At 41.2% G+C, this 22,364-nt stretch carries 21 protein-coding genes; 7 read left to right on the top strand and 14 right to left on the bottom strand.

All coding sequences use genetic code 11. The features are described from left to right. Positions 1 to 23: 23 nt before the first annotated feature. From AC07NA_RS10590 to AC07NA_RS10535, 12 genes are all read right to left on the bottom strand, one after another. On the bottom strand, positions 24 to 1,268 hold the full coding sequence (locus AC07NA_RS10590) for a glycosyltransferase family 4 protein (RefSeq protein ID WP_494897542.1): 1,245 nt from the start codon (positions 1,266 to 1,268) through the stop codon (positions 24 to 26). Then, on the bottom strand, positions 1,269 to 2,267 hold the full coding sequence (locus AC07NA_RS10585; RefSeq protein WP_494897541.1) for a glycosyltransferase family 2 protein: 999 nt from the start codon (positions 2,265 to 2,267) through the stop codon (positions 1,269 to 1,271). Continuing rightward, positions 2,267 to 3,424 carry an acyltransferase family protein gene (locus AC07NA_RS10580; protein ID WP_494897540.1) on the bottom strand — a complete coding sequence of 386 codons (1,158 nt, stop codon included), beginning with the start codon at positions 3,422 to 3,424 and terminating at the stop codon, positions 2,267 to 2,269. The genes AC07NA_RS10585 and AC07NA_RS10580 overlap by 1 nt, the downstream gene beginning before the upstream one ends. Before the next feature lie 15 nt (positions 3,425 to 3,439). Beyond that, positions 3,440 to 4,468: a hypothetical protein gene (locus tag AC07NA_RS10575; RefSeq protein ID WP_494897539.1), complete on the bottom strand. Its 1,029-nt coding sequence runs from the start codon at positions 4,466 to 4,468 to the stop codon at positions 3,440 to 3,442. After that, positions 4,461 to 5,060, bottom strand: a complete 600-nt coding sequence (locus AC07NA_RS10570; protein ID WP_494897538.1) for a DUF4254 domain-containing protein — start codon at positions 5,058 to 5,060, stop codon at positions 4,461 to 4,463. The genes AC07NA_RS10575 and AC07NA_RS10570 overlap by 8 nt, the downstream gene beginning before the upstream one ends. A 69-nt stretch (positions 5,061 to 5,129) precedes the next feature. Beyond that, complete coding sequence (locus tag AC07NA_RS10565; protein WP_494897537.1) at positions 5,130 to 6,242, bottom strand: glycosyltransferase; 1,113 nt, start codon at positions 6,240 to 6,242, stop codon at positions 5,130 to 5,132. 123 nt (positions 6,243 to 6,365) lie between these two features. Beyond that, a complete protein-coding gene (locus AC07NA_RS10560) occupies positions 6,366 to 6,800 on the bottom strand; it encodes an acyltransferase (RefSeq protein ID WP_494897536.1) in 435 nt (144 codons plus the stop codon). 130 nt (positions 6,801 to 6,930) lie between these two features. After that, positions 6,931 to 7,878 (bottom strand): hypothetical protein, encoded by a 948-nt coding sequence (locus AC07NA_RS10555; protein ID WP_345210282.1) that lies wholly within the window; start codon positions 7,876 to 7,878, stop codon positions 6,931 to 6,933. A gap of 9 nt (positions 7,879 to 7,887) precedes the next feature. Then, positions 7,888 to 8,445: an acyltransferase gene (locus AC07NA_RS10550; RefSeq protein WP_494897535.1), complete on the bottom strand. Its 558-nt coding sequence runs from the start codon at positions 8,443 to 8,445 to the stop codon at positions 7,888 to 7,890. Further along, entirely contained in the window at positions 8,442 to 9,755 is a 1,314-nt protein-coding gene (locus tag AC07NA_RS10545) for a lipopolysaccharide biosynthesis protein (protein ID WP_494897534.1), read from the bottom strand. Before AC07NA_RS10545 ends, AC07NA_RS10550 begins: the two co-directional genes overlap by 4 nt. A 6-nt stretch (positions 9,756 to 9,761) precedes the next feature. After that, positions 9,762 to 12,119 (bottom strand): GumC family protein, encoded by a 2,358-nt coding sequence (locus AC07NA_RS10540; protein ID WP_494897533.1) that lies wholly within the window; start codon positions 12,117 to 12,119, stop codon positions 9,762 to 9,764. 21 nt (positions 12,120 to 12,140) lie between these two features. Continuing rightward, positions 12,141 to 12,914, bottom strand: coding sequence for a polysaccharide biosynthesis/export family protein (locus tag AC07NA_RS10535; protein WP_494897532.1), 774 nt, complete (start codon positions 12,912 to 12,914; stop codon positions 12,141 to 12,143). Positions 12,915 to 13,478: 564 nt separating this feature from the next. Between AC07NA_RS10535 and AC07NA_RS10530 the strand changes: the two genes are divergently transcribed. Further along, positions 13,479 to 14,924, top strand: coding sequence for a T9SS type B sorting domain-containing protein (locus tag AC07NA_RS10530; protein ID WP_494897531.1), 1,446 nt, complete (start codon positions 13,479 to 13,481; stop codon positions 14,922 to 14,924). Between the two features lie 21 nt (positions 14,925 to 14,945). Here the strand turns inward: AC07NA_RS10530 and AC07NA_RS10525 are convergent, their stop codons facing one another. Then, the gene (locus AC07NA_RS10525; protein ID WP_494897530.1) at positions 14,946 to 15,329 is read right to left on the bottom strand and encodes a response regulator; all 384 of its coding nucleotides are present in this window, start codon (positions 15,327 to 15,329) and stop codon (positions 14,946 to 14,948) included. Between the two features lie 223 nt (positions 15,330 to 15,552). Here AC07NA_RS10525 and AC07NA_RS10520 point away from each other — a divergent pair, with 223 nt between their 5' ends. Next, complete coding sequence (locus AC07NA_RS10520; protein ID WP_345210276.1) at positions 15,553 to 15,774, top strand: hypothetical protein; 222 nt, start codon at positions 15,553 to 15,555, stop codon at positions 15,772 to 15,774. 58 nt (positions 15,775 to 15,832) lie between these two features. Here the strand turns inward: AC07NA_RS10520 and AC07NA_RS10515 are convergent, their stop codons facing one another. Further along, positions 15,833 to 17,128: a WcaI family glycosyltransferase gene (locus tag AC07NA_RS10515; RefSeq protein WP_494897529.1), complete on the bottom strand. Its 1,296-nt coding sequence runs from the start codon at positions 17,126 to 17,128 to the stop codon at positions 15,833 to 15,835. 896 nt (positions 17,129 to 18,024) lie between these two features. Between AC07NA_RS10515 and AC07NA_RS10510 the strand changes: the two genes are divergently transcribed. The 5 genes from AC07NA_RS10510 (at position 18,025) to AC07NA_RS10490 (ending at position 22,352) form a co-directional block, all read left to right on the top strand. Beyond that, entirely contained in the window at positions 18,025 to 18,561 is a 537-nt protein-coding gene (locus tag AC07NA_RS10510; RefSeq protein ID WP_494897528.1) for a UpxY family transcription antiterminator, read from the top strand. A gap of 94 nt (positions 18,562 to 18,655) precedes the next feature. Next, positions 18,656 to 19,045 (top strand): hypothetical protein, encoded by a 390-nt coding sequence (locus AC07NA_RS10505; protein WP_345210273.1) that lies wholly within the window; start codon positions 18,656 to 18,658, stop codon positions 19,043 to 19,045. A gap of 113 nt (positions 19,046 to 19,158) precedes the next feature. Continuing rightward, the gene (gmd, locus tag AC07NA_RS10500; protein ID WP_345210272.1) at positions 19,159 to 20,274 is read left to right on the top strand and encodes a GDP-mannose 4,6-dehydratase; all 1,116 of its coding nucleotides are present in this window, start codon (positions 19,159 to 19,161) and stop codon (positions 20,272 to 20,274) included. A gap of 5 nt (positions 20,275 to 20,279) precedes the next feature. Further along, positions 20,280 to 21,206 (top strand): GDP-L-fucose synthase, encoded by a 927-nt coding sequence (gene fcl / locus AC07NA_RS10495; RefSeq protein ID WP_494897527.1) that lies wholly within the window; start codon positions 20,280 to 20,282, stop codon positions 21,204 to 21,206. Between the two features lie 60 nt (positions 21,207 to 21,266). Then, positions 21,267 to 22,352 carry a mannose-1-phosphate guanylyltransferase gene (locus AC07NA_RS10490; protein ID WP_494897526.1) on the top strand — a complete coding sequence of 362 codons (1,086 nt, stop codon included), beginning with the start codon at positions 21,267 to 21,269 and terminating at the stop codon, positions 22,350 to 22,352. Positions 22,353 to 22,364 lie beyond the last annotated feature (12 nt).

The following is a 22,364-nucleotide window of genomic DNA, read 5'->3' as shown; positions in this document are numbered from 1 at the left end:
GGTACAATTAAACTGCTGCATTTTTAAAGTATAAATTCTTTTAGCTCGTTAATTATGGTTGAGCCGTATTTTTCCCATGAGTAATTAGCCGCGTGCAGGCGGGCTTGTTCACCCATTGCTGCCACTTTATCGCGGTTGCTTAAAAACCAGTTCAGCTTTTCGGCTATGGCCTGCGGCGAACGTATAGGCACTAAAAAGCCGGTTTCGCCTTCTATAATCAAATCCGCGCCGCCTGTGTTTGCCGTAATAATAAGCGGCAACCCTTGCGACATGGCTTCCTGCATTACCAGCGCGCGTCCCTCTACTATCGAGGGCAGGCAAAACACGTCGCAGCTGCGCATCAGCTCCAGAACCGCGGCATGTGAACGCCCCGGCTCATAAGTAAAACCGGCAAATTCGCTGCGGTAAAACTCCGGTGTTTCGAGCATGCTGCCCATTACCACCAACTCGATGTTTTTGCTGTTTACAAGATTCAATGCGGCAAACAGATCCCCTAATCCTTTGCGTTGCCCCATTGATCCTGCAAACAATACTCTTAACGGCTTGTCGGTTTTTTTGTGGTTTATAACGGGCGTGTTAGCTGTTGAAGGTGAACCGAACGGGGATACGATCATCTTCTTTGTTTTTGCCCAGGCCGGTACCGAATCCATTACAAATGAACCCGGACCAACTACTACGTCGGCAAGTTCCATTTCCTGGGTCTTGCGTTCAAGTTTCTTTTCAGAGTCGAGTATACCACCGCCAAGGGTTTTGGCCCATTGCGGCAGGCGGTCGGCCTCTTCGGTCATCAGCTTACGGCCTGTTTCCCAGTAAGCGATGGGTAAATCATATATACAGGTTAAACCTAATTGTTTAGCCCTTTTAAATTGCTCTAAAGCGCCATCTTCATAAGCATAAACTGCGTTTAGCTTGCTTTGGCCTGCATATTTGGCCAGGCGTTTTGAAGCAGCCTTATCAAAATCTTTATATACCGAGTAGGTACTGGCAAAAGCATTTTCGTGATTGGTATACCTTTTTAGTTTCAGTTTTGGCAAAACCATGCGGGCTATTTCCAATCCCTCGTGCGACCATATTTTGTCTTTTGATACATCGTATGAGCGGCGGAGCAATTCTTTTTGCATGCCCTTTGGCAATACTTTTAGCCATGCCGAAGCGGGGTCAATGGCAAGGGTAGTTTCAAACTCGGCCAGGAAATTGCCACGTAATAAACCATCAAGCACGGCACGTACGTTACGGTTGCCTGTTGGATGTGTAAGAATGATCTTCATTTATTTTGCCCTGCTGGTTTGAAGTTTTAAAACAGACCTTTTTATAATTGATTTAGGTACTGATTTTAAGTTTGAGAATAATTTGAACAAGCCGCCCATCTTGTTAGAATGCAGCCACACAAAAAACTTAACTTTTGGCGCTGACGATAATTTATATATAGCGGTAACCAATTCTTCTTTCTCGGGTTCGGAGTAAATATCCCAACCCAAACAGTCGGATTGGCGAACGGCGAAGTTTACGCGGGTTTGGTTAACTTTAGCGAGCCCCCATCCATTCCTTTGAAAGGCAGGTGCCAGTACATCGTCAAAAACACGTCTTATCCCGTCAATTTCAGATAGCTTACGTTTTTGCCTTACATTCCCTACATCAACCCATACACGGTAATAACCCAAAATTTCGTTCAAATAAACATTACCGTACCCTGCAGCAGATATAGCTGAAGCCATGTGATAATCTTCGCCAAAATTTGGCCTGCCTGCAAGGTAGTTCACCGCTACTAAAGCCTCACGACGAAACATGATCAAATTTGCCGCAACACGGTAGCCTTTTAAGGCTTCCATCAAGGCAGTTTCGCCGGTTACAAAACCTGTTTTTCTGAACAGGCGGCGCTCATTTAAAAAATTGTTCGATTGATCAACTTCCTGTATGGCAGCGTGCGCGTAACCCGCGTTTGGATATTCACTGATCAGTGCCGATAGCTTTTCAACGTATTCGGGAAAAAGTTGATCGTCAGAATCTAACCTGACTACCAGATCGCCGGTGGCGGCACGCAGGCACGAATCAACATTGCCCGCTATTCCAAGGTTATGTGGCTGCCTGAATACTTTTAATATAGGTATCTCCAGCGCCAGCTTTTCAAGTATCTGCGGTGTTTGATCGGTACTGCAATCATCAAATACAATTATTTCAAACGGCTTTACTGTTTGGTTATACACACTGCGTACAGCCAGTTCAATATATGGCGCCTGATTATAGGTTGGTATGCAAATAGAAACCATCAGATTTTCGATGTTTTTAAATTCCCTTTAAACAGGGAGCTGAATAAATTGAATGTGCGTTCCATTACTGATCTCCAAAAATCCACCTTCCACTCGGTGTACCGGGCTATAATGAATACTGATAACAGGGTAGCAGCTATCAAACCGGTTGGGTACAGGTAATTAGTTCTGTCGTAAGGTAAAAGCGATGCGAACAGGAACAACAAAGGCAAATGGAACAGATAAAGTGTATAAGTACAATTACCTACCAACCTTAAAATATCATGCAGTTTAGTAATTACCTTTTGCTCGCCTTTAAACAAATTACTATCAGCTACGGAGAATAAGAAATAAATATTGGCAGCTATAAGTAATGAGTAAACAAAATCGGCCAGGTAATTCCATGAGAATAAAAGGTTGAAACCCAAAAACTGGTTATCGCTTTCGTTTTTAGTAAATGGCACCAGTTCGGGATTGATGATAACCGCGATAATACCGGCTAATGAAAGCACGAACAATACCGCTGAAACACCTTTATTGACACTTACCTTTTTACTAACAAAATACAGCAACGAGCCGGCCAGCCAGGCAGGGAACAAAAGAATAACCTTTGGAAAACCTACCAGTACTATAAAGCCTAAAACCAACCATTTAAATACTGAGTTTTTAACGAGTGTGATCACTGCGATAAGCGCGTAGTAAATAAACTCGTAGGTTACCGACCAAAACGGGTCATTGAGCGGCGGGGTGCTGCAAAGTGTCCAGCTTTGTGTTAAAAACAACAGGTTCATAAAAAACCGTATCACGAGGTGCTCATTATTTTTGATCAGCTCGGCAGGGATGCTGCCACTGTAAATAATTACAAAGCTTACCACAAACGAAAATATAAGCGCCGGTATCAATACCGAATAAAGGCGACCCAACCTTGCAATAAAAAAGCTTTTGATGGTTACCCCCGGCTTATTTACCGACATGGTGATAAGAAAGCCGGACAGTACAAAGAACACCACCACAAAATAATGCGCGCCAAGATTGCTTAAACCCAGACTATCATTAAAATCGGTAGTGGCAAAGTAACGCTCGCCGCCTATGGTTACTGACCCTACGTGGAAGATGAAAACATAAAACGCTGCCGAAATACGCAGGATCTCCAAATACAAGGACTTTAATTTATTCATTACTCGAATGTAATTTTAAACGGCTATAGATTGGATGAGATCGTTTGTGTAAATGCTGCTTACCCAGTTTTGACATTCCGAAAAACCGGCCGCGCAAAGCGGGTGGTTTTTACGATCGAGGTGCAAACATGGGTGGCATTTTACCTGGGCATCAATCACCTTCCCTTTAAAAACGGGCGATATGATTCTTGATCTTAATACTTCGGTGATGGTGATGCTACAGGTTTCTGAAGCGTATTGCAATAAATGCGATGGAAAGCTATCGGTACTCACCGTCCACTTAGCGGCTTTTGAAAGCGCTATAATGTCACCGGCTTCTTTATAAAAAGGCACTACCTTAAGGCCTGCTTCTTTAAATTTCTCACCCTCGGCATCTTTATGGAAGAATGCGTAATAAGCATTGGGCAGGTTTTGTTTTGCCCACCACACCGGGATAAATTGCCTGCTGGTACCTGTAGGGAATATTACCGTACTCTCGTGCAAATCGGCCGGAAACTCCAGTTCAGGAGATACAGGCAGATCGGGACCATTAAGTTTGTTGTAGAGCAACTCATAATCGGCCTGCATTTTATTGATGTACTGATCGTAATCAACACTTCTCAGTTTTTTAATGCCGATGATATCCAGGTAGCCCTGGTAAGTTTTTATCCATCGCCACTGCGGTACCTGCACCACACCTAAAACATCGGCAATGGTAAACAACAGCAAATTGACAGAATCTTTAAGCTGCTTTTTCTTTTTATCGTTTATTACCGACCGTTGATAAGGGCTGATGTATTTATTGCCTTTGCTGATGCCACGAATCAGATCTTTCATACCCAAATTTGAGTAGCTAAGTTCTATGTGGCCTATGGTAGCTTCGTCGGCAATAACTATCCTGTCGCCAAAGGCGTACTGTGCAAGGTTGCGTAAAAACTTTGGGATCAGTAAATGGATCTCCAGATCGGTTAAAATACCGGCGATGGCGTAAAAGCTCACCAATCGCATCCAGATATCACCATTGCCGCCCTTAGAGGAGTCGATGGTTAATTTTCGCTTAGCCATTAAGTTGCTGTTCTCGTTTATACAATTCGGGATTCAAACTTGGGTCGTTGTACATTTTAAACTGGCGGTAAACCTTAAATTTCAACTCGCCTACCTGCAAACTGATCAGTAATAATCTAAGACAGTTTGAAAGATCGCTTATTTGCTCATCCAATACCTTTACTTTGTTACCGCACAATAATTTATGTTCGGCAGAGGCATCTTCACGTAAAGTTTCCTCGTTCATGTGGTATCTTTTTAACGACATGATAGACAAACGATCGATGATCATACCCGGTGTTTCAGAGTGCATTTTTTCGCCCGGTACGGTACCGGCTACTTCCAGGTATGATAATATCCACTCGTCAATTTTTTCGATAGCGTTGTTACGGGCCTGGTTATACTTGTCGATATTGCGTTTTGCTTCCACAATACGTAAAGGATCAATGTCTTTTATCCTCGCTATATCTTCTTCGTGCCATAAAGAGAAGTTCCACATGTGGTTTTCCTCAATAAATTTCCACGGAAGTTTTTCTTCTTTTACGATCAGCTCATTGTGCCATTCAATAACAGTATCTGCTTGTAACTGTAAAATATTATCTACGTTAATCATATTATTGTTTTGTTAAGGTTAACTGTGTACTTATTTATTGTAAGAGTGAGTGTGTTATTTACCGGTGTATTATTGCAGCAGGCCTAAAAACTTTTTAGCCACATTGGTTACATCCCATTGCGACGCGTCTTGCTTTACAAAGCCATTCACATAAGTCTTCACCTTGGCGTCAAACTGCGGAAACATGGCTTCTTCAGGGATGAATACATCAACATTGTGCAGTTTCATGGCAGCGAATACGCCGCTTTTACCTATGTAATGTAATGGGGTTGATGATATGCCTTTGTTGAGCAACTGCATGGTATTTGATATTTCTGCTTCGCTTAATTCGCCCAGGTTCAGAAATCTGATAGCAGGCGCCAATGATTTTTCTAACCTGTTAAACTCTTGCTGCCCTTCGTCGCCTATTTTACCGAAAGCTATAAAAGCCACATCCAGATCGAGCTTTTGCGAGGCGCTTAGTTCCTGTATCAGTATCGGCTCTATTTTGGTATCGGGGTGAAGCTTGCCGAAAGCGCCCACTATGTTCCAGCGTGTTAATTCCCTTTCGTTCTTTATACCCAACTGGTTTAAAACCGATATGGTATAAGCTTCGTCTTTAGGCGCTACCGGTATATTGCTAAACAGTGGCAGCAGTACCGATGAGGTGTGTATGCGCTCTAAAATATAGCGGTACAATATATTTGAGGTAGATATTACTTTTGGTTTTACCGCCTCAATTACTGATGCGATGATGCGCCTTTGAAAATATCCGTAAATTTTGTGTTTTAACGGCGAGTACTCGCTTATACCTATCCACAACTCGTGGAACATAATGTGTACCCGTATATTTTTGCTCAGCCCGCCAAGCAATCTGTGCAAACCAAAAGGCAAACCCTTTGGATGGTAGTTATATATCACAAACTGAATGCTGATCCAGTCGGGCTTAAAGTCTTTTATTTTGCTGGAAGCGTATTCGCATTTCCTGCTATTTTTCCAATTGTGTGGTATCCTTATAATGTTTGCCTCGGCGCTATCTTCAAATAGTTGCTCTTCGGCAATATCTTCGGTAAACCTGTCGGCAATGGCTATCAGCAAAACCTTATGGCCTGTAATACTTAATTGATGGGCCAGGTTGCGAGTGTAGTCGCCTACCCCATCGCGCCCGGGCGCTAAAGAGCCACATATAAAAACAATTCTCATGCTGCGTGTTGCTGGTATGCCTTTGTGTTACGACGCGTCGATCCACTGTTTAACAGCGGGCTCCGCCGAAAGGCAAACTCAATATTGTGTAAGGTATAGGTATGTTGTTGGGTAAATGCCGGCTTAGTGAAAAAGCCTCATGTACTCGCTTGAGTAATTGTAAACAGGGTTACGGTGTTTTTTTAACCTTGCAGGTATCCCGAAATAGATCCCGTCGGCCTCGGCAGATTGGGTGAGTAATGATCGTGCGCCTAATACTGCGCCCCGCTTGAGAGTGCAATCTTTAAGTATAATGGCATTATAGCCTACAAATACATAATCTTCCAGTACTATCGGGCCAACCCGGCCTATGCATTCCTCATCGTTCACGTCATGATCTGCCGAAACGAGGCTGCATTTTGGTGATATTGATACGTTGTTACCTATAAATATACTGCCACGGTTATCTATGTGGCAAAATTGATTGATCGTGCTGTTATCCTGCATTTCAAACAAACCCGGCGTATTAAACACACAACCCAGGTTAATGCTTGAGTTTTTACCTATTTTAAAATTCATGATATGCCGGTAATAAGCCAGCCTTATAAAATGAAAAGGAATGTAGGCAATTACAAAATTGCAGAACCATATTCTAAACTCAGTGATAAAATTTCTGATGCGTCCCATATAAGATTTTCAGATTGTCGATTTAACTTTTTTTGTAAAACCTACCGATCAACCCGGCCACAGACATTGACAGTCTTTTCTTCTTGATAGTATTAACACTATAACTCGATATCGGCGACTGCATATTTGCCCAAAACTCCTTATCGGCCAATGATGGGGCAATCCCTTTAAAAGTCGACTGAAGATAGTTCTTTTTCCACGGTTTTGGCGAACCAATTGCATGCGACATGGTAAAACCGCCATAAGTAAGGTCCATACCTTCGGGGCCCATCTCGCTTAGCGGCGATTCGCAGCACATGGCAGCTATATTCATCGCGTCCTGATCGCCTGCAAAAAAAGGATCGGTACGGTTAGTGAACTGGAAGTTCTCACTTACAAAACCATAATCTCTAACGGCGGTCTTAATAATGATCGACCATTTTTCGAGAAACTCAATACAGTTTCTGTTAATGCCGCAAAAACCCGCGTTAATATATGATGTTAGTTGCCTTGTAACCGTTAAACCACTTTTTTCAATCACCTTTATCCATTCTTGGCGTATAGGGTGCGATGCCGGCATATCGTTCGCCGTAATTTCGTGTACTACAGCAACACCGTGGGTTATCCAGTTTTCGTAAAAGTCCCATTTACATTTAATTACAATATCCGGATCAAAGTACATTAAGCCCTGGGCATCCTTTGCCGGACCGGCCCAGAGCTGTAACATATAATCGGGTTTATAATTGGTAAAGTGAGTTTTTGTTACTACAGGCAAAAAATGTATTTGTACGCCATCGGCCAAAGTAAGTGTTTTGGCATCAGGCCAACCAAGGTCATTATTGGCCACACTTTTTGCAGCCCAATCGGGCAGCTGCCCTTTGTAACCTGCATATATATGCCCGCGAAATCCGTTTTTATGCAGGGAGTTTGTTAAGCCTGCCAAGCCATGATGATAATGCCCTTCAAATAAGGTACAAATTGCTGATTGCATAAGGTTTTGTTATCTGTTCTTTATAAAACGGGCCGGGGTACCTGCCCATATCTGATTTTCAGGAATTGATTTGTTTACTAATGATCCTGCACCAATTATGCTGCCCCTACCTATCGTTACTCCCGCTAAAATGATGCACTGTGTACCTATCCAAACATCGTCGGCAATGGTAATCTCGCCGTTGGTTACCGGTTGTTTGTTAATATTGGTGCCCAAGGCAAATTCATGGCCCGAATCAACCAATGTTGTTTTACTGGCTATAAGGCAGTCATTGCCTATGGTTACCCTGGTAGTACAGTTAATTTCGCAGCCGTAACCTAAAAAAACACGTTCACCAATATCAATGCGGTTAGTTGGGTTAAAAGGGTGCGATAGCTTTAAAACAACCGCGTCTTCAACATAGCCTTCTTTGCCAATACTCACTTTGTTTGGCCAGTAACACTCAATTTTACCAAGCGTTACACCGTTAAAAATTTGCATACCCAAAAACTTATAATAGGCTACACGTATTGATGCCCTTGTTTTAAGATATTTAAAGCGGATCAGGGCCGGATAATTTTGTTTCATAACGCGGCAGCCTCCTCTTTTTTAAGTTTGCCCATTTGGTAAAAGAAAAAGATGAGCACAATGATATAACTTACCAAAAAGTCGACAATTGAAAACATCAGTACGTTTTTGGTTTTTGAAAGATCCATGGTGAATACCAGTATCAGTTGGAAAAGGATATTGATGGTGATGTTAACCACCGGCCTCAAGATCCAGCCGCGGGCTACTAAAGCCGAGTAGGTACTTCCTAATATCATGGCCAGGCAGCTTGATATGGAGATCAGGATAACTTCGGTAGTTAAACCGGCGTATTCTTTACCCAGTACAAAAAGCACCTGGGTTGGAAACAGCACCACTATACCTACAATTAATACACTGACGAATATCAGCGCGGCCTCCATTTGGAAGAACCTCGCGATGATCAGCTTTCTATCAGGCTGCAGCCTTGCAAAGCGCGGAATAACCAGTGTGCTGAACAGCGTAGTAAAAATAGTAAGCACAGTTGATAAACGCCCCAAAGCCCCTATATGCGCAACCGACTGTGTAGAGCCGAATATGGAGATCAACCATACCGTTATTTGCCCCGATACACAGTAATAAATTGCCCCCGGAAGTGTGCGTTTTACAATAGCGAGTATTTCCTTTTCAATAATAGGATCGGCAACCTGTTCCGGATCGGCATATTCGGCTGATATTTTGCGGAGTTGCAGGTTAGCCCACATACGCGGGATACCGTTACCCAATATAGCGATGAACGTCCAAGGGAAAATTATCAGCGAACCGGTCATCATTACAAAACGGCCAACGGCGGCAAACAGCTGATTTTTTTGCAGTTTGTGAATGCCTTGGTGCAGTTTTGAAGCAGTCTCCAGCAGGTTATCGCTTAAAGCCGCGAAAAACGACGGGATAATTGACAGCACGATAAGTGTTGACGTAAGTAAGCTGGCTCCGTGGCTAAACAGCAGGTAAAAAAGTATAGGTGAGGATAGCATTAAGCTAAACAAACCAAACTTTCTGCGCAGTTTAAGCCCGGTGGCAACTACCACGCCCAGTTTTTGCCTGTCTTGCCAAACCTTACCGCCCTGCGCCATTACACCCGATGAAATACCGCCGTCGGCAAGTACCGTCATGGTGCCCAACATAGTGTTGGCCAAGGTGTAAAAGGCGTATTCGGTAGTTGGCAGTAACCTAACTATCAATATACCGGTAAGTAAACCCAGCAGTTGAATAATAGCCTGGGCCGAAAACGTTACAGCGATAAGCTTGGTCCATTTACTAAACTTCTCAAACCGCACACTGTTACCGGCAACATAAGTAGCAGAATCTTTCATAATCAATTAAAATCTGCTAAAGAATTTTTTAAGCCTGCTTTTAAATGGCTTACGCGCTTCTTTAATGTAGCTGTTATTTTGATAGCCGTAATTGCTGCCTGTTTTATCGCTTTGTACACCATTGAAAATAAGGTTAAGGCGCGGCAGCTTTTTCTCGGCATTCAGTTCTTTAATAAATTCAAGCTCTTGTTTCGGTGTGTAATCTTGTCTTATTACGTACATGCTTACATCGCACAGGTGCGCTATGATCATGGCATCAGTTAACAAGTGTACAGGCGGCGTATCAATCAATACGTTAGCGTATTCCTTTTTAAGCTCGGTTATTAGCTGCACCAATTCGGTACTCTCCAACAACTCCGATGGGTTTGGAGGTATAATACCTGCCGGTATCACAAACAGGTTTTCGGAGATGCCAGATGGCTGAATAACATCACTCTTGGTAGCATTACCTATCAAATACTCGGTTAAGCCCGGTCTTTTATCATCAAGCTTAAAGCGTGTAGCAAAAGTAGGCCTGCGTAAATCGAGCTCAAGCAATACCGTTTTTTTACCGGCAACGCTAAGTACAGTACCTAAGTTACTTAGTATAAAACTCTTTCCTTCACCGGCTATGCTTGATGTGAAGAGCGTTGTACGCCCATCACTGCGGCCACCATGTAAATAATTCAACTTGGTACGCAGGTCACGAAACTGCTCGCCAATGAATGTTTTTTGGTGAAGTACCACAATCGGGTCCGGATCATCAGAATGTACAATTTCGCTTAATACATTTAAGCCCGTGGCTGATATAATAGAATTTTTGCTTTGGATACGGTTCTTAAAGGCATCGCGGCCGTATATTAAAGCCGTTGGTATCAACAAGCCAAACATAAGCGCTATACCATAAACCGATTTAGGGATAGGTGCTTTTTGATTACCATTGTGCGCGTAATCAATTATTACGGCATCAGATATGGTTGATGCATAATCCAAACTCAGCTCTTCTTTCTTCTGCAGCAGGTATACATACAGGTTTTCTTTAATGCCCTGCATACGTTTAATATCAACCAGCTCGCGTTCCTGACCGGGTATATTACGTATTGACGACTGGTAACCTGAACCTAAATTTTGCAACGACCGTTTAGTGGTTTGCAAACCGCTTTTAAAACTTTTAAGGTTTTGTTTAAGCGCGTTCCGGGTTGAGCTGATCTGCTGATTAAGCGGGTTAAACAACGGATTAGTTTCGGGTAGGGTTGCCAACAGCTTGGTATGCTCTAACTGTAAAGTGTTAAGCTTTTCAACCAGGCTCGATAAACCCTGGTTATCCAGGCCACTGGTTGAAGGGGCGCTCATTGCACCTTCGTCTGAATTTACGTATACTTCGATACCGTCAATTAAACTTAATTGGATGTTGATGGCGTTAAGGTTCTTTTGGTTATCCTGGGCATTACCCTGAAACAGCGATGATTGATCGGCAATTTCCGTTATCCCCTGGTTACTTTTATAACCCTCGTACTTGCGCTCAACATTGTTCAGCTCGCCGGTTAACGATGCCAGCCTTTGGTCAACAAATTTTAGTGTATTGTGGGTTGATTCGCGTTTTTCCTGTACCGATGCATCCATGTACGAGATCAGCAGGTTATCAACAATATCACGCCCTCTTTGCGGCACCTCATCATCCATACTTACATCAACATTGGTGCTTTTAGGGATGGGTGTTTCGTGAATCTGGTATTGATACCATTTTACGGCTTCATCAGGATCTACCAGTTTAATGCGTATTGTTCTGCCGATGTAGTTTGCAAAGCTTTCGGTTTTATCAAGCCTCCATACACCAAAGCTGGTTTTTATATTGCTTGAAAAATCGAACCGGGTTGTTTTATCGCCCGATTGTTTGATCAGGAATGATTTATCATCAGCGATAATAATATCGAACACGTGATCTAACTGGCCTTCCCCAGCCTTTATCATGCTGAAATCAACCGGTGAATCTTTATACAGATCGCGGTATGAATAGTATTTGGTTGGCTCAAAATAGCTTACCCAAAGTTTAAGGCTCTCTACCACCCTTTTAGTAACCGGAATAGAGCTCATCAGCCCCATTTCAGCTTCGAGGTTATTGGTTGATCCTGTTAGGTTCAGCTCTTCAAGCGCCGTTTTCTTTCCTTCCGACTGATTATCCTTAATCAAAAGCTTGGCGTGTATTTCGTAAACAGGCCTTTTATATCTTACATAAAATGCACCTATACCAAAGCATATCACACAAAATACAAGGTACAATGGCCAATGATACAGCAGCTTATTTAAGAACTCGCGAATGTTAAAAGACTTTGCCTCGGCAACTTTAGAAGAACCAAAAAAATCTTGATTGGATTGTTTGCTCATTTAGTGTTTTATTAACGAATACTATCTACCTAATTGAATACTAACTATTACCAATGAAGCTACAGATAGTATGATAGGGATTATTTTCAGGATAGGGCTATCAGCCTTAAATTTAGATTTACCTGCCTCAACGTATAATACGTCGTTATTTTTTAAGTAATAATAAGGAGAGTCAAATAACTGTGCCGATGTAAGATCGATGTTCACAAACTTGCGCTCACCTTCAATTTCGCGGATAAGTAATACATTGTTACGTTTAGCAGTAGAAGTAAGATCGCCCGCTAAAGTAATAGCCTGCGGTATGGTTATACGGTCGCTGTTAACGCTATATACATCCGGGTGCGATACATCGCCCATAACCGAAACTTTGAAATTTACCAGGCTTACGGTAACTAACGGCTCTTTCAGGTATGGGGTTATGGCCTTTTGAATGGTGGCTTGCGCTTGCGAAAGTGTAAGGCCGCTTACTTTAAGGCTATGTACTAAAGGCAGTTCAATTTCGCCTTTGTCGCTTACCAGGTAACCGGAAGCGCCTGATGCGCTTTTTGCATCGCCTGCGCCTGCAGCTGCGGCTGTATTAAACACGGCAGAACCTTCAGAATTTAAGCTTTTAATATTTAACGATAGTATATCGCCCGATTGTATGGTTAATGGTGTGTAATTGTTGATTTTATAACTAAGCTCCGAGTTACGTTTAATACCCTGAAAATAGCTGGTATCTTTTTGTGCAGTACATGCAGACAGCACTGCTATTATCACGAATAGCAATCCTTTATACAAATGGTTTTTCATCATCACGTTTTTGAGTTTTTATGAATATTAATTTTTGATTTTTATATTGTTATGGTAGAAGCGCCGTAGCGCTGTTGAGTAGTTTTTGTAAGCAGTTTGCAGTGAGCGTGCATATTTTTAAGCAGTGTTGGCAAACTTTTTTTTAAAAAAAGTTGTACTGGGACCTGCAAATGAACAAAATGGCTTCGAACTAACTATATATCAGGTTGTTATTTCTTAACTTATAATAAACAACTATTGATAGTATTTAAATTAAAAGTTTCTTTTTTTTCGAAGTTATTGTTAGTGGATTTGCAATGATCGGGATGTTTTATTGCTGTTTTTTCAAAATAAACAGCATTTTATAACCATCTCATTTACAGGGTAAAGCAACTCATTTATTCACCGTTAGCCATAGTATTTCCAATTACTTTTAGTACCTTATTTTACTTGTTTAAACACAGTTAAATTATCGTTTTAATTAAATTAAAGTCTTTCACTTAAAAAAATTAATCCCTTACATAACTTTTTTAGTAAAATAAGCGTAAAAGCACTCATTACCATTGGCTTCACAAGCTGTTATTGATTTTGAAAAAGCATTTATTATTTGGATTCGTTATTGTAATCGGACTGTGGGATAATAATGTAAATGCTCAAGCACAAACATCGCCGGCAATTACGTACCCCGCATCAGGCACCTTCACGGTAGGGAAGGTCATTACTCCGATATCCCCCGTTAATTCGGGTGGCGCCGTTTATCCGGCAAAATACGCTGACCCTGTTTTGTTGTCATCGTACCAAACACCTTTTAGTTTGGCAATTGATGGCCATGGCAGTGTTTATACAACCAGTATTGCCAGCGGCGATCTCACCAAGCTCGATAACACCGGGAAATTACTTGGTGTGGTGAGCACAGGTGATAACCAGGCATCAGGCGTTGGTATTGATAAGGCCGGGAATATTTACATTTCCCAGTTTACTCAAAACTGCATTTTAAAGTATAACCAGGGGGGCACATTATTAGCCAAAATAAAAGGCTTCAGTGACCCGTACGGTATTGCTTTTGATGCCGACGATAACGCGTATGTTACTAACTATTTTACGGGTACCATATTTCAAATTAAAGCTGGTACCACTGTGCCTGTTACCTACTTAACTGGTTTTACAAAACCCTACGGGATTGTATTTGATTCGGGTGGTAACATGTATGTAAGCCAGCAAGGATCAGGCAATATCATCAAAGTTGCTGCCGGTACTTTAGCACGTACCACTTTTGCAACCGGCTTTAATGGCCCCCGCCATTTAAGCAGAGACAAGTTTGATAATATTTACGTTGCCGATTATGGCAACAACCAAATCAGGCGTATAGGCCCTACGGGTAAAATTGCTACCACTTTATCAACCGGGCTACACTCGCCAAGGCAGGTGGCTATTGATGAATCGGGCAACTTACTTATTGCCGATTTTGGTACAAATTCAATCCTTAAATCGGTACCTGCCTGCTACAGTATCAGTAAACCATTGCCGGCCGGTTTAATATTTGATACCACCACCGGGCAAATTAGCGGGCAACCAACCGAGGTAAGCGCCGCAAGCAAGTATGTTATTACCGCTTATAATATCAGCGGTACCAGCATTGCCGGTATTACCATTGCTGTAAACCCTGCAACACAAACAACATCACTTTTAAAAACATCAAGCCTTACTGCCACAGCCGCTGTTGATAGCAGCCAAACCGCTGAGAGTAATAAGATCACCGTTAACCAGGCGCTTTCGCCAAACGGTGATGGTGTGAACGATGTTTTTGTGATTGATGGTATAGAAAACTATCTTAAAAATAAGGTTACTATTTACGACCGTAATGGCCTGCCTGTTTACAACACAACTGATTACAATAATAAAGACCGTGTTTTTGATGGCCGATCGAGCACCGACGGGCGCTTGCAACAGGCCGGTACCTATTATTATGTAATTGAATACACGGCCAATGATGGCGGTAAAAAAAGCAAAACGGGCTATCTCTTAATTAAGTAGGCCGGGTTGCCGGGCTTCAGGTCATTTTAAAATGTCCTGAAGCTTGTTTTTAGTTATGGGCTTAATAATATAATCGTGTACAAAATTGTACTCTTTTGAACGGTGTATATCAACAGGGTCAATTGATGATGATACCACATAAACCCAAACCGGTTTGCTTAGCGTTCCGCGGATATTTTTAAATATCTCCAGAAACTGCCAGCCGCTCATGAGGGGCATGTGAATATCAAGCAGTATGATATCAGGCAATTCATCGGCATTATTTTTATTCTCTGCCAAAAATTGCAAGGCTTTACCGCCCTCCTGAAGATACTGTACTGTTGGTGCAGACGGAACATACACATCAATCATTTTACGCATTATAAAATGATAAATGGGCTCATCGTCAATGATTATTAATTTCACGCTGAATAGTATTAATAAATTATGATACTGCTTATTAGATCAATTATTACATTCCTTTTCAGGAAAATTACATTCATTATCAATGCCCCTTCAATGTCAAATCCGGGGCGGTTCATTTTGTTCAATTATTCAAAATAATGTTTTGGCTCTATAACTATTTTACCCTTTAACCGTACAAATAATAATGCTGACAATTAATCGTTATCGCTCCAAACAACTTACTATGACTAAACCGGCCCAGCGGAAAATTTATTTGACTGACGTAGAACTCGATTTAACTTTTTTTGGGGTGGTAAAATTCATTAAAGAAACTGATGCTGAAATTAACGTTACCTTAACTGATGTTAAGGTGTATGAATATTCGTCATCAAATTATTTGTATGCTATGGAAGAGTTTTCGTTAAAGAAACCTAAAGCGGTTATCCATATCGAAGAAGCTTCGTAAACCGGCATACACACCAATTTTAAACGGCTACCATTTACTAACCACATAAATGGTACTGCTATCTGTTCAACTCAAACTTTAATGCCGACTCTTTTGATGATGGCGGTACTGGTTTTAACTTGGTCATTGTTTTATCGATAATATTATTCTTATTCAAATATTGCTCGGCATACTTGCGGCCATTATTTTTTATAGATGAATTATCGCGGATACAGCAATCGTAAATAGCATTTTTAAGGCTATCGGTATCTTCGGGTGGTATAACCACGCCCATTTCGTTATCATTTAACAGTTCAAATAAGGCAGTACCAGGCTCGGCAGTTACCAATGATAAACCACCAACAGCTAATATGGTAGTAAGTTTTGATGGCATCATTAAATCGCTCGCATTACGCTTTTGCAATATCAGGTGCACATCGGCCATATTCAGAAAACTGTTAAACAAATGCGCTTCCTGTAACGGGAAAAACTTCACATTAGTAAGGCCGTGTTCTTCGGCGCTGGCAATCAAAGTTGCTTTGTGAGGACCGGTTCCGCAAATAATAAACTTGATAAATTTTAGCGGGTGTAATTCTTTAGCTACCGTTATAATAGCCTCCAAGCCTTGTTTCTCACCAATACTGCCCGAGTATAATACCACTTTGTCATCGGCCTCAAAACCCCAGGTTTTCTTCAGGTCTTCGCGGCTATCATTTAAAGGGTAGTACATTTTGGTATCAACCCAGTTAGGGAAAAAGGTGATCTCCTTATTGGTTTTAAGCGCTATCTTTTTAAGCATACCGCCCGATATTGAACTGATTACGTTCACCCTTTGCATAATAAAGCGCTCAAGGGCAAATAATATGGTGAATACTTTTTTCGATTTTAGTATCTGAAGGTCGCGGGCGGCTTCAATTTGCAAATCCTGTATATGGTATACTATTTTACCACCTCTGAATAAACGGTAAAACAAACCCAAAAAACCAAGGTGAAAAGGCGGCGCTATACAAAATATATAATCGGCCTTTGGTTTAAACAGCAAATAGAAGGTCATTACGAATGCCGAAATGAAGAAACTGGCATCGTGTATCAGCCTTTTTAAGCCGCTTGGTTTTTGCGGTACATATAAAGGACACCTGTAAACGGTAAGCATACCATCGTTAGATACTTCTTTTTTGTAGAACTTATTAGTATATGGTGCCTGTACCTTCCAAAACGGATAATAAGGGAATGAAGTTACCACACGACATTTATAGTCGTTCTTAACCAACCAATCAGCCATTTCGCCCGTATATTTTCCAATTCCTGTTAATTCCGGCGAAAAGTTGATACCTATTATTAGTACACTTTTACCTGACGTCTCTGGCTTTTTCATTTTATTGTGTAATTATTGGGGCATTATTAACACCCAATTAAGGGTGTGATAATAATTTCACTTTATTTCAAGCTGTATCACATACGTTCCTTCACACTTTGGTAATATTGAGATAACCAATAATGAAGAAATTTTAATGTTAAAGTGCTAAAAAAGTGTTTGCCGGTTATATGATTGTAACTGTGGGTTTGTGGCGAAAAAGGCGTTTTAGAGCCTGTATGTGTAATTTTTGCTGTAAATGAGTGATCTTCAATATCTGGCGGTATTTCAAAGCTTCGCCATTTCACTTACATGATTACTTTTTTTGTAATTACTGATATAGTTCTTTGTAGTTTCAAAAAGAAACAACCAAATCAATAATTTATTTGCATAAAATTACGCACTTCGTTCAATTTTTGTTAACGGAAATCCCGCTTGTTTGAAAATCGAGAAAAAACGAGACGCATTTCTCACGTGGGTGCGTAAAGTGATCAATCGGCTTGCGAAATGTGTAAATCGCCTACACGACATCCTACTTTCACCTGTATCGGCAAATAGTATTAAAACAGCCTTCTGAACCGGCTGATTTTCATCGCCGGGCAAATAGCTATGTAAAGGAATACTCAGTAATGGGTATATAAATTGGTTTAAACGGCAATATCATTAATAATCAGTATATTACTAATGCATACAATTCCATAAATTATAGTGTAAAGTAAACAGATTTATGCTTCACATTATTTCACAATTTTAAAACAAGTTGATTTTCAGTGTATAAAATCTTGCTTTAAAACGTGATTTTTATAAAAATTTTAATTGAAACCTGTTTCACACGATCATTATTATAATTATTAATAATAATTGCAATAAATCTGCTAAACAAAGTTTACGATGAACAACCTAACAAATACATATGTATGGATAATAAAGTGATCAAACTCAATAAAACTTCACATCAGCAATGGATGGTTGTTTATACGCGTTCGAGATTTGAAAAAAAAATTGACCGTAGCTTAAAAGAAATAGGTATTACATCCTTTTGCCCTACTATTAAAACAAAAAATAAATGGGCCGACAGGATCAAGGTAGTTGAATCGCCGCTTTTCCCTTCGTATTTATTTGTGAAGGTTAATTTGAGCGAGCAAACTAAAATTAGGCAAACAGCCGGCGTTTTGAACTTTGTATTTCATTGCGGTAAAGCCGTAACTTTAAAAGATTCAGAGATAGAACGCATCAGCGCCATAGTAAACAACTATGAAAACGTTGAAGTAAACAGCACGCAAAGTTTAAATATAGGAGATAAGGTAAAGATAAAAGATGGCTTATTACTGAACTACCAGGGCGTTGTGCGCCAGGTTATGGGCAAATCAGTACTGATGGCTATCGAGCAGCTTGATTGTGTGCTAACTGTTAAGGTAGGCTTTGATCAGGTATCTTTAAACGTAGCCAGTTAAATGTAAAAGAAAGTTCCTTTCAATTTTTTTAACTCAATTTAAATAATGTCACCAATAAAATAGCAAGAAACTGTATAGTTAGTATAAGACGTGTATGGATCTACATTATGGTCAAATAGTTGAAAAGGTAATAAGGCGTAAGGGCTTTAGCATTAGTGAAGTAGCAAGATTCACTAAGGTTAACAGACGGTCGGTTTACTATTGGTTTAATCAAAAGAATTTAAAGTTGGAGATCATCCACCGCATAGGTGTGTGCCTGCAGCACGATTTTTCTGTAGAGTTTCCGCACTTATTTACAGGAGAAGAGTTCAAAAACAATAAAGACTTTAAAAACGCCGATAGCGACCATGACCACGTAACGGAGCAGTCGGAAGATTCATATTGGAAAGATAAATACATCGATCTTTTAGAGCGATACAATGAAATATTAATAAAAAACGCCGAGAAAAACCAACTAAAGATCTCGGGAAGCAACGGTACTTAAACAATCACTTGGTTTGCAAATACTTGTGATACTATTTCAGTTGTTAAGTATTAAATTCAGTGTTTTCGTTGAACGCTTGTAACATTTAAGCATTCCATCACAATAATTACAATATGAAGAAAAAGGCACTTATCACAGGTATTACCGGTCAGGATGGCGCATACCTTACCGAACTACTATTATCAAAAGGCTACGAAGTACACGGCATTAAACGCCGCAGCTCTTTATTCAACACCGACAGGATAGATCATTTATACCAGGATCCGCACGATGAAGATCAGCGTTTGGTATTACACTATGGCGATCTGAGCGATTCTACCAATCTGATCCGTATTATTCAGCAGGTACAACCCGACGAAATTTACAACTTGGGCGCGATGTCGCACGTTAAGGTAAGTTTTGATACACCGGAGTACACCGCTAACGCCGATGGTATAGGTACACTGCGTTTGCTGGAAGCTATACGTATTTTAGGTTTAGAGAAAAAAACCAAGATCTACCAGGCATCAACATCAGAGCTTTACGGTTTGGTACAAGCTGTGCCGCAATCAGAAACTACACCTTTCTACCCGCGCTCGCCTTATGCTGTAGCTAAAATGTACGCTTACTGGATCACCGTTAACTATCGCGAAGCTTATGGCATTTACGCTTGTAACGGCATCCTTTTCAACCACGAAAGCCCATTACGCGGCGAAACCTTTGTAACCCGCAAAATTACCCGCGGTGTGGCCAAAATAGCCATGAGCCTGCAAGAAAAATTATACTTAGGTAACCTTGATGCGCAACGCGACTGGGGCCACGCTAAAGATTATGTAGAGGCCATGTACCTGATATTACAACAGGAAGTACCTGAAGACTACGTAATTGCAACCGGTGTAACTACCCGCGTGCGCGAATTTGTACGCATGGCTTTTGCCGAAGTAGGTATCACTATTGAGTTTAAAGGTGAAGGCGTGGATGAAAAAGGTTATGTAACACATTGTGCTCATCCTGATTTTCAGTTAGAAGAAGGCACTGAAGTAGTAGCGGTAGATCCTAAATATTTTCGCCCTACTGAGGTTGAACTTTTAATTGGCGATCCTACAAAATCAAAAACAAAACTGGGCTGGGAGCCTAAATATGACCTGCAAGGTCTGGTAAAAGAAATGGTAGCTGCCGATGTTGAGCTTTTCCAAAGAGAGAAATTGCTTAAAAATTCGGGTTACCAGATTAAAAACCAGTACGAATAAGCGGCATGGACAAGAACGCGAAAATTTACATTGCAGGGCATCGCGGTATGGTAGGTTCGGCTATTTACCGCAAACTGCAAAACGAGGGCTACACCAACCTGGTAACCCGAACGTCGGACCAGGTTGACCTGCGCGACCAGCAGCAGGTAAAAGCTTTTTTTGAACAGGAAAAACCCGAGTACGTTTTTTTGGCAGCAGCTAAAGTAGGCGGCATAGTTGCCAACAATACTTACCGTGCCGAGTTTTTGTATGATAACTTACAAATACAGAACAACATCATCCACAACGCTTACTTAAACGGTGTTGAAAAGCTGATGTTCTTAGGCTCAAGCTGCATATATCCTAAAATGGCGCCGCAGCCTTTAAAGGAGGATTACCTGCTTACCGGTACGCTTGAACCTACCAACGAGCCTTATGCCATTGCCAAAATTGCAGGTATCAAAATGTGCGATGCTTACCGCGATCAGTATGGCTGTAACTTTATATCGGTAATGCCTACTAACCTTTATGGCTATAATGATAATTACCATCCGCAAAATTCGCATGTACTGCCCGCGTTGATCCGCAGGTTTCATGAGGCTAAGGAGCAAAATTTGCCCGAGGTAGCTATATGGGGATCGGGTTCGCCTAAGCGTGAATTTTTATTTGCAGATGATTTGGCAGAGGCCTGCTATTATTTAATGCAAAACTACAATGAGCCGGGCCTGGTTAACATAGGCACAGGCGAAGATATTTCCATCAAAGATTTGGCTTTGCTGGTAAAAAAAGTGGTGGGTTATGAAGGCGCAATAACGTTTGATGCCTCAAAACCCGATGGTACACCACGCAAATTAATGGACGTAAGCAAACTGCACAGCCAGGGGTGGAAGCACACGATAGAACTGGAAGAAGGCATTACCCTCGCTTACAGCGATTTTCTGAAAAAGTACTGATGCTATAAAACACTGCATCACAGTTAAGATCAACTATTAAATAAACACAAACCTGTTGTCATGAATAAGAATTACTATGCCATAATTATGGCCGGTGGAATAGGAAGCCGCTTTTGGCCAATAAGCCGTACATCGCACCCAAAGCAATTTATAGATATACTGGGTACAGGTAAAACCCTCATTCAAAACACCTACGACCGTTTTTTGAGCGTATGCCCTAAAGAGAACATCTACGTAGTTACCAACGAAATATATACCGACCTGGTAAAAGCGCAATTGCCTGATATGGCCGATCATCAGATACTCACCGAGCCTGTTATGCGTAACACAGCACCGTGCGTGGCCTATGGCTGTTATAAAATAGAAAGCCAAAATCCCGATGCTGCCATAGTAGTAGCCCCTTCAGATCACCTGATACTTAACGAAGCCGCTTTTATAGCTACTATAGAAAAGTCGTTAAAAACAGCATCAGAGAATAATTGCCTTATTACGCTGGGTATTAAACCATCAAGGCCCGATACCGGTTATGGCTACATTCAATATAGTGACGATACGCTTAACGATGAGTTTCATAAAGTAAAGAACTTTACCGAAAAACCCAGCCTTGACGTAGCCAAAACTTTTGTAGAAAGCGGCGACTTTTTATGGAATGCGGGGATATTTGTATGGTCGGGTAAGGCTATCGTAGACGAATTTAGCAAGCACCTGCCGGATATGCACACCATATTTGCCGATGCCCGCACAGTATACAACACCGAAAGTGAGAAATCACATGTGCATACTGTGTACTCTGATTGCGCCAATATCTCTATAGATTATGGTATTATGGAGAAGGCCGAGAACGTATACGTGCTGCCATCGGAGTTCGGATGGTCTGATTTAGGCACATGGGCCTCTATTTACGACCTCACCAATAAAGACGAGGCCGGTAACGCGCTGATCCCTGCCGAAAAAGTGATCATGTACAACTCTACCAACTGCATGGTTAACGTACCCGAAGATAAACTGGTGATACTAAAAGGCCTGCACGATTTTATAGTTGTAGAATCAAACAACACCCTGCTGATCTGTCCGCGCAGCGAAGAGCAAAATGTAAAACAAGTAGTGGCCGATGTAAAACAACGTTTCGGCGTAGCTTATATATAGTAATTATTTGGC

The organism is Mucilaginibacter sp. GW821-FHT07G05 (assembly GCF_059418565.1).
This window is presented reverse-complemented; position numbering and strand designations above follow the sequence as displayed.

Excerpts from the sequence above, each read along its gene's own strand:
- AC07NA_RS10590 (WP_494897542.1), bottom strand. The coding sequence starts at position 1,268 with ATGAAGATCATTCTTACACATCCAACAGGCAACCGTAACGTACGTGCC.
- AC07NA_RS10585 (WP_494897541.1), bottom strand. The coding sequence starts at position 2,267 with ATGGTTTCTATTTGCATACCAACCTATAATCAGGCGCCATATATTGAA.
- AC07NA_RS10580 (WP_494897540.1), bottom strand. The coding sequence starts at position 3,424 with ATGAATAAATTAAAGTCCTTGTATTTGGAGATCCTGCGTATTTCGGCA.
- AC07NA_RS10575 (WP_494897539.1), bottom strand. The coding sequence starts at position 4,468 with ATGGCTAAGCGAAAATTAACCATCGACTCCTCTAAGGGCGGCAATGGT.
- AC07NA_RS10570 (WP_494897538.1), bottom strand. The coding sequence starts at position 5,060 with ATGATTAACGTAGATAATATTTTACAGTTACAAGCAGATACTGTTATT.
- AC07NA_RS10565 (WP_494897537.1), bottom strand. The coding sequence starts at position 6,242 with ATGAGAATTGTTTTTATATGTGGCTCTTTAGCGCCCGGGCGCGATGGG.
- AC07NA_RS10560 (WP_494897536.1), bottom strand. The coding sequence starts at position 6,800 with ATGAATTTTAAAATAGGTAAAAACTCAAGCATTAACCTGGGTTGTGTG.
- AC07NA_RS10555 (WP_345210282.1), bottom strand. The coding sequence starts at position 7,878 with ATGCAATCAGCAATTTGTACCTTATTTGAAGGGCATTATCATCATGGC.
- AC07NA_RS10550 (WP_494897535.1), bottom strand. The coding sequence starts at position 8,445 with ATGAAACAAAATTATCCGGCCCTGATCCGCTTTAAATATCTTAAAACA.
- AC07NA_RS10545 (WP_494897534.1), bottom strand. The coding sequence starts at position 9,755 with ATGAAAGATTCTGCTACTTATGTTGCCGGTAACAGTGTGCGGTTTGAG.
- AC07NA_RS10540 (WP_494897533.1), bottom strand. The coding sequence starts at position 12,119 with ATGAGCAAACAATCCAATCAAGATTTTTTTGGTTCTTCTAAAGTTGCC.
- AC07NA_RS10535 (WP_494897532.1), bottom strand. The coding sequence starts at position 12,914 with ATGATGAAAAACCATTTGTATAAAGGATTGCTATTCGTGATAATAGCA.
- AC07NA_RS10520 (WP_345210276.1), top strand. The coding sequence starts at position 15,553 with ATGACTAAACCGGCCCAGCGGAAAATTTATTTGACTGACGTAGAACTC.
- AC07NA_RS10515 (WP_494897529.1), bottom strand. The coding sequence starts at position 17,128 with ATGAAAAAGCCAGAGACGTCAGGTAAAAGTGTACTAATAATAGGTATC.
- AC07NA_RS10510 (WP_494897528.1), top strand. The coding sequence starts at position 18,025 with ATGGATAATAAAGTGATCAAACTCAATAAAACTTCACATCAGCAATGG.
- AC07NA_RS10505 (WP_345210273.1), top strand. The coding sequence starts at position 18,656 with ATGGATCTACATTATGGTCAAATAGTTGAAAAGGTAATAAGGCGTAAG.
- gmd (WP_345210272.1), top strand. The coding sequence starts at position 19,159 with ATGAAGAAAAAGGCACTTATCACAGGTATTACCGGTCAGGATGGCGCA.
- fcl (WP_494897527.1), top strand. The coding sequence starts at position 20,280 with ATGGACAAGAACGCGAAAATTTACATTGCAGGGCATCGCGGTATGGTA.
- AC07NA_RS10490 (WP_494897526.1), top strand. The coding sequence starts at position 21,267 with ATGAATAAGAATTACTATGCCATAATTATGGCCGGTGGAATAGGAAGC.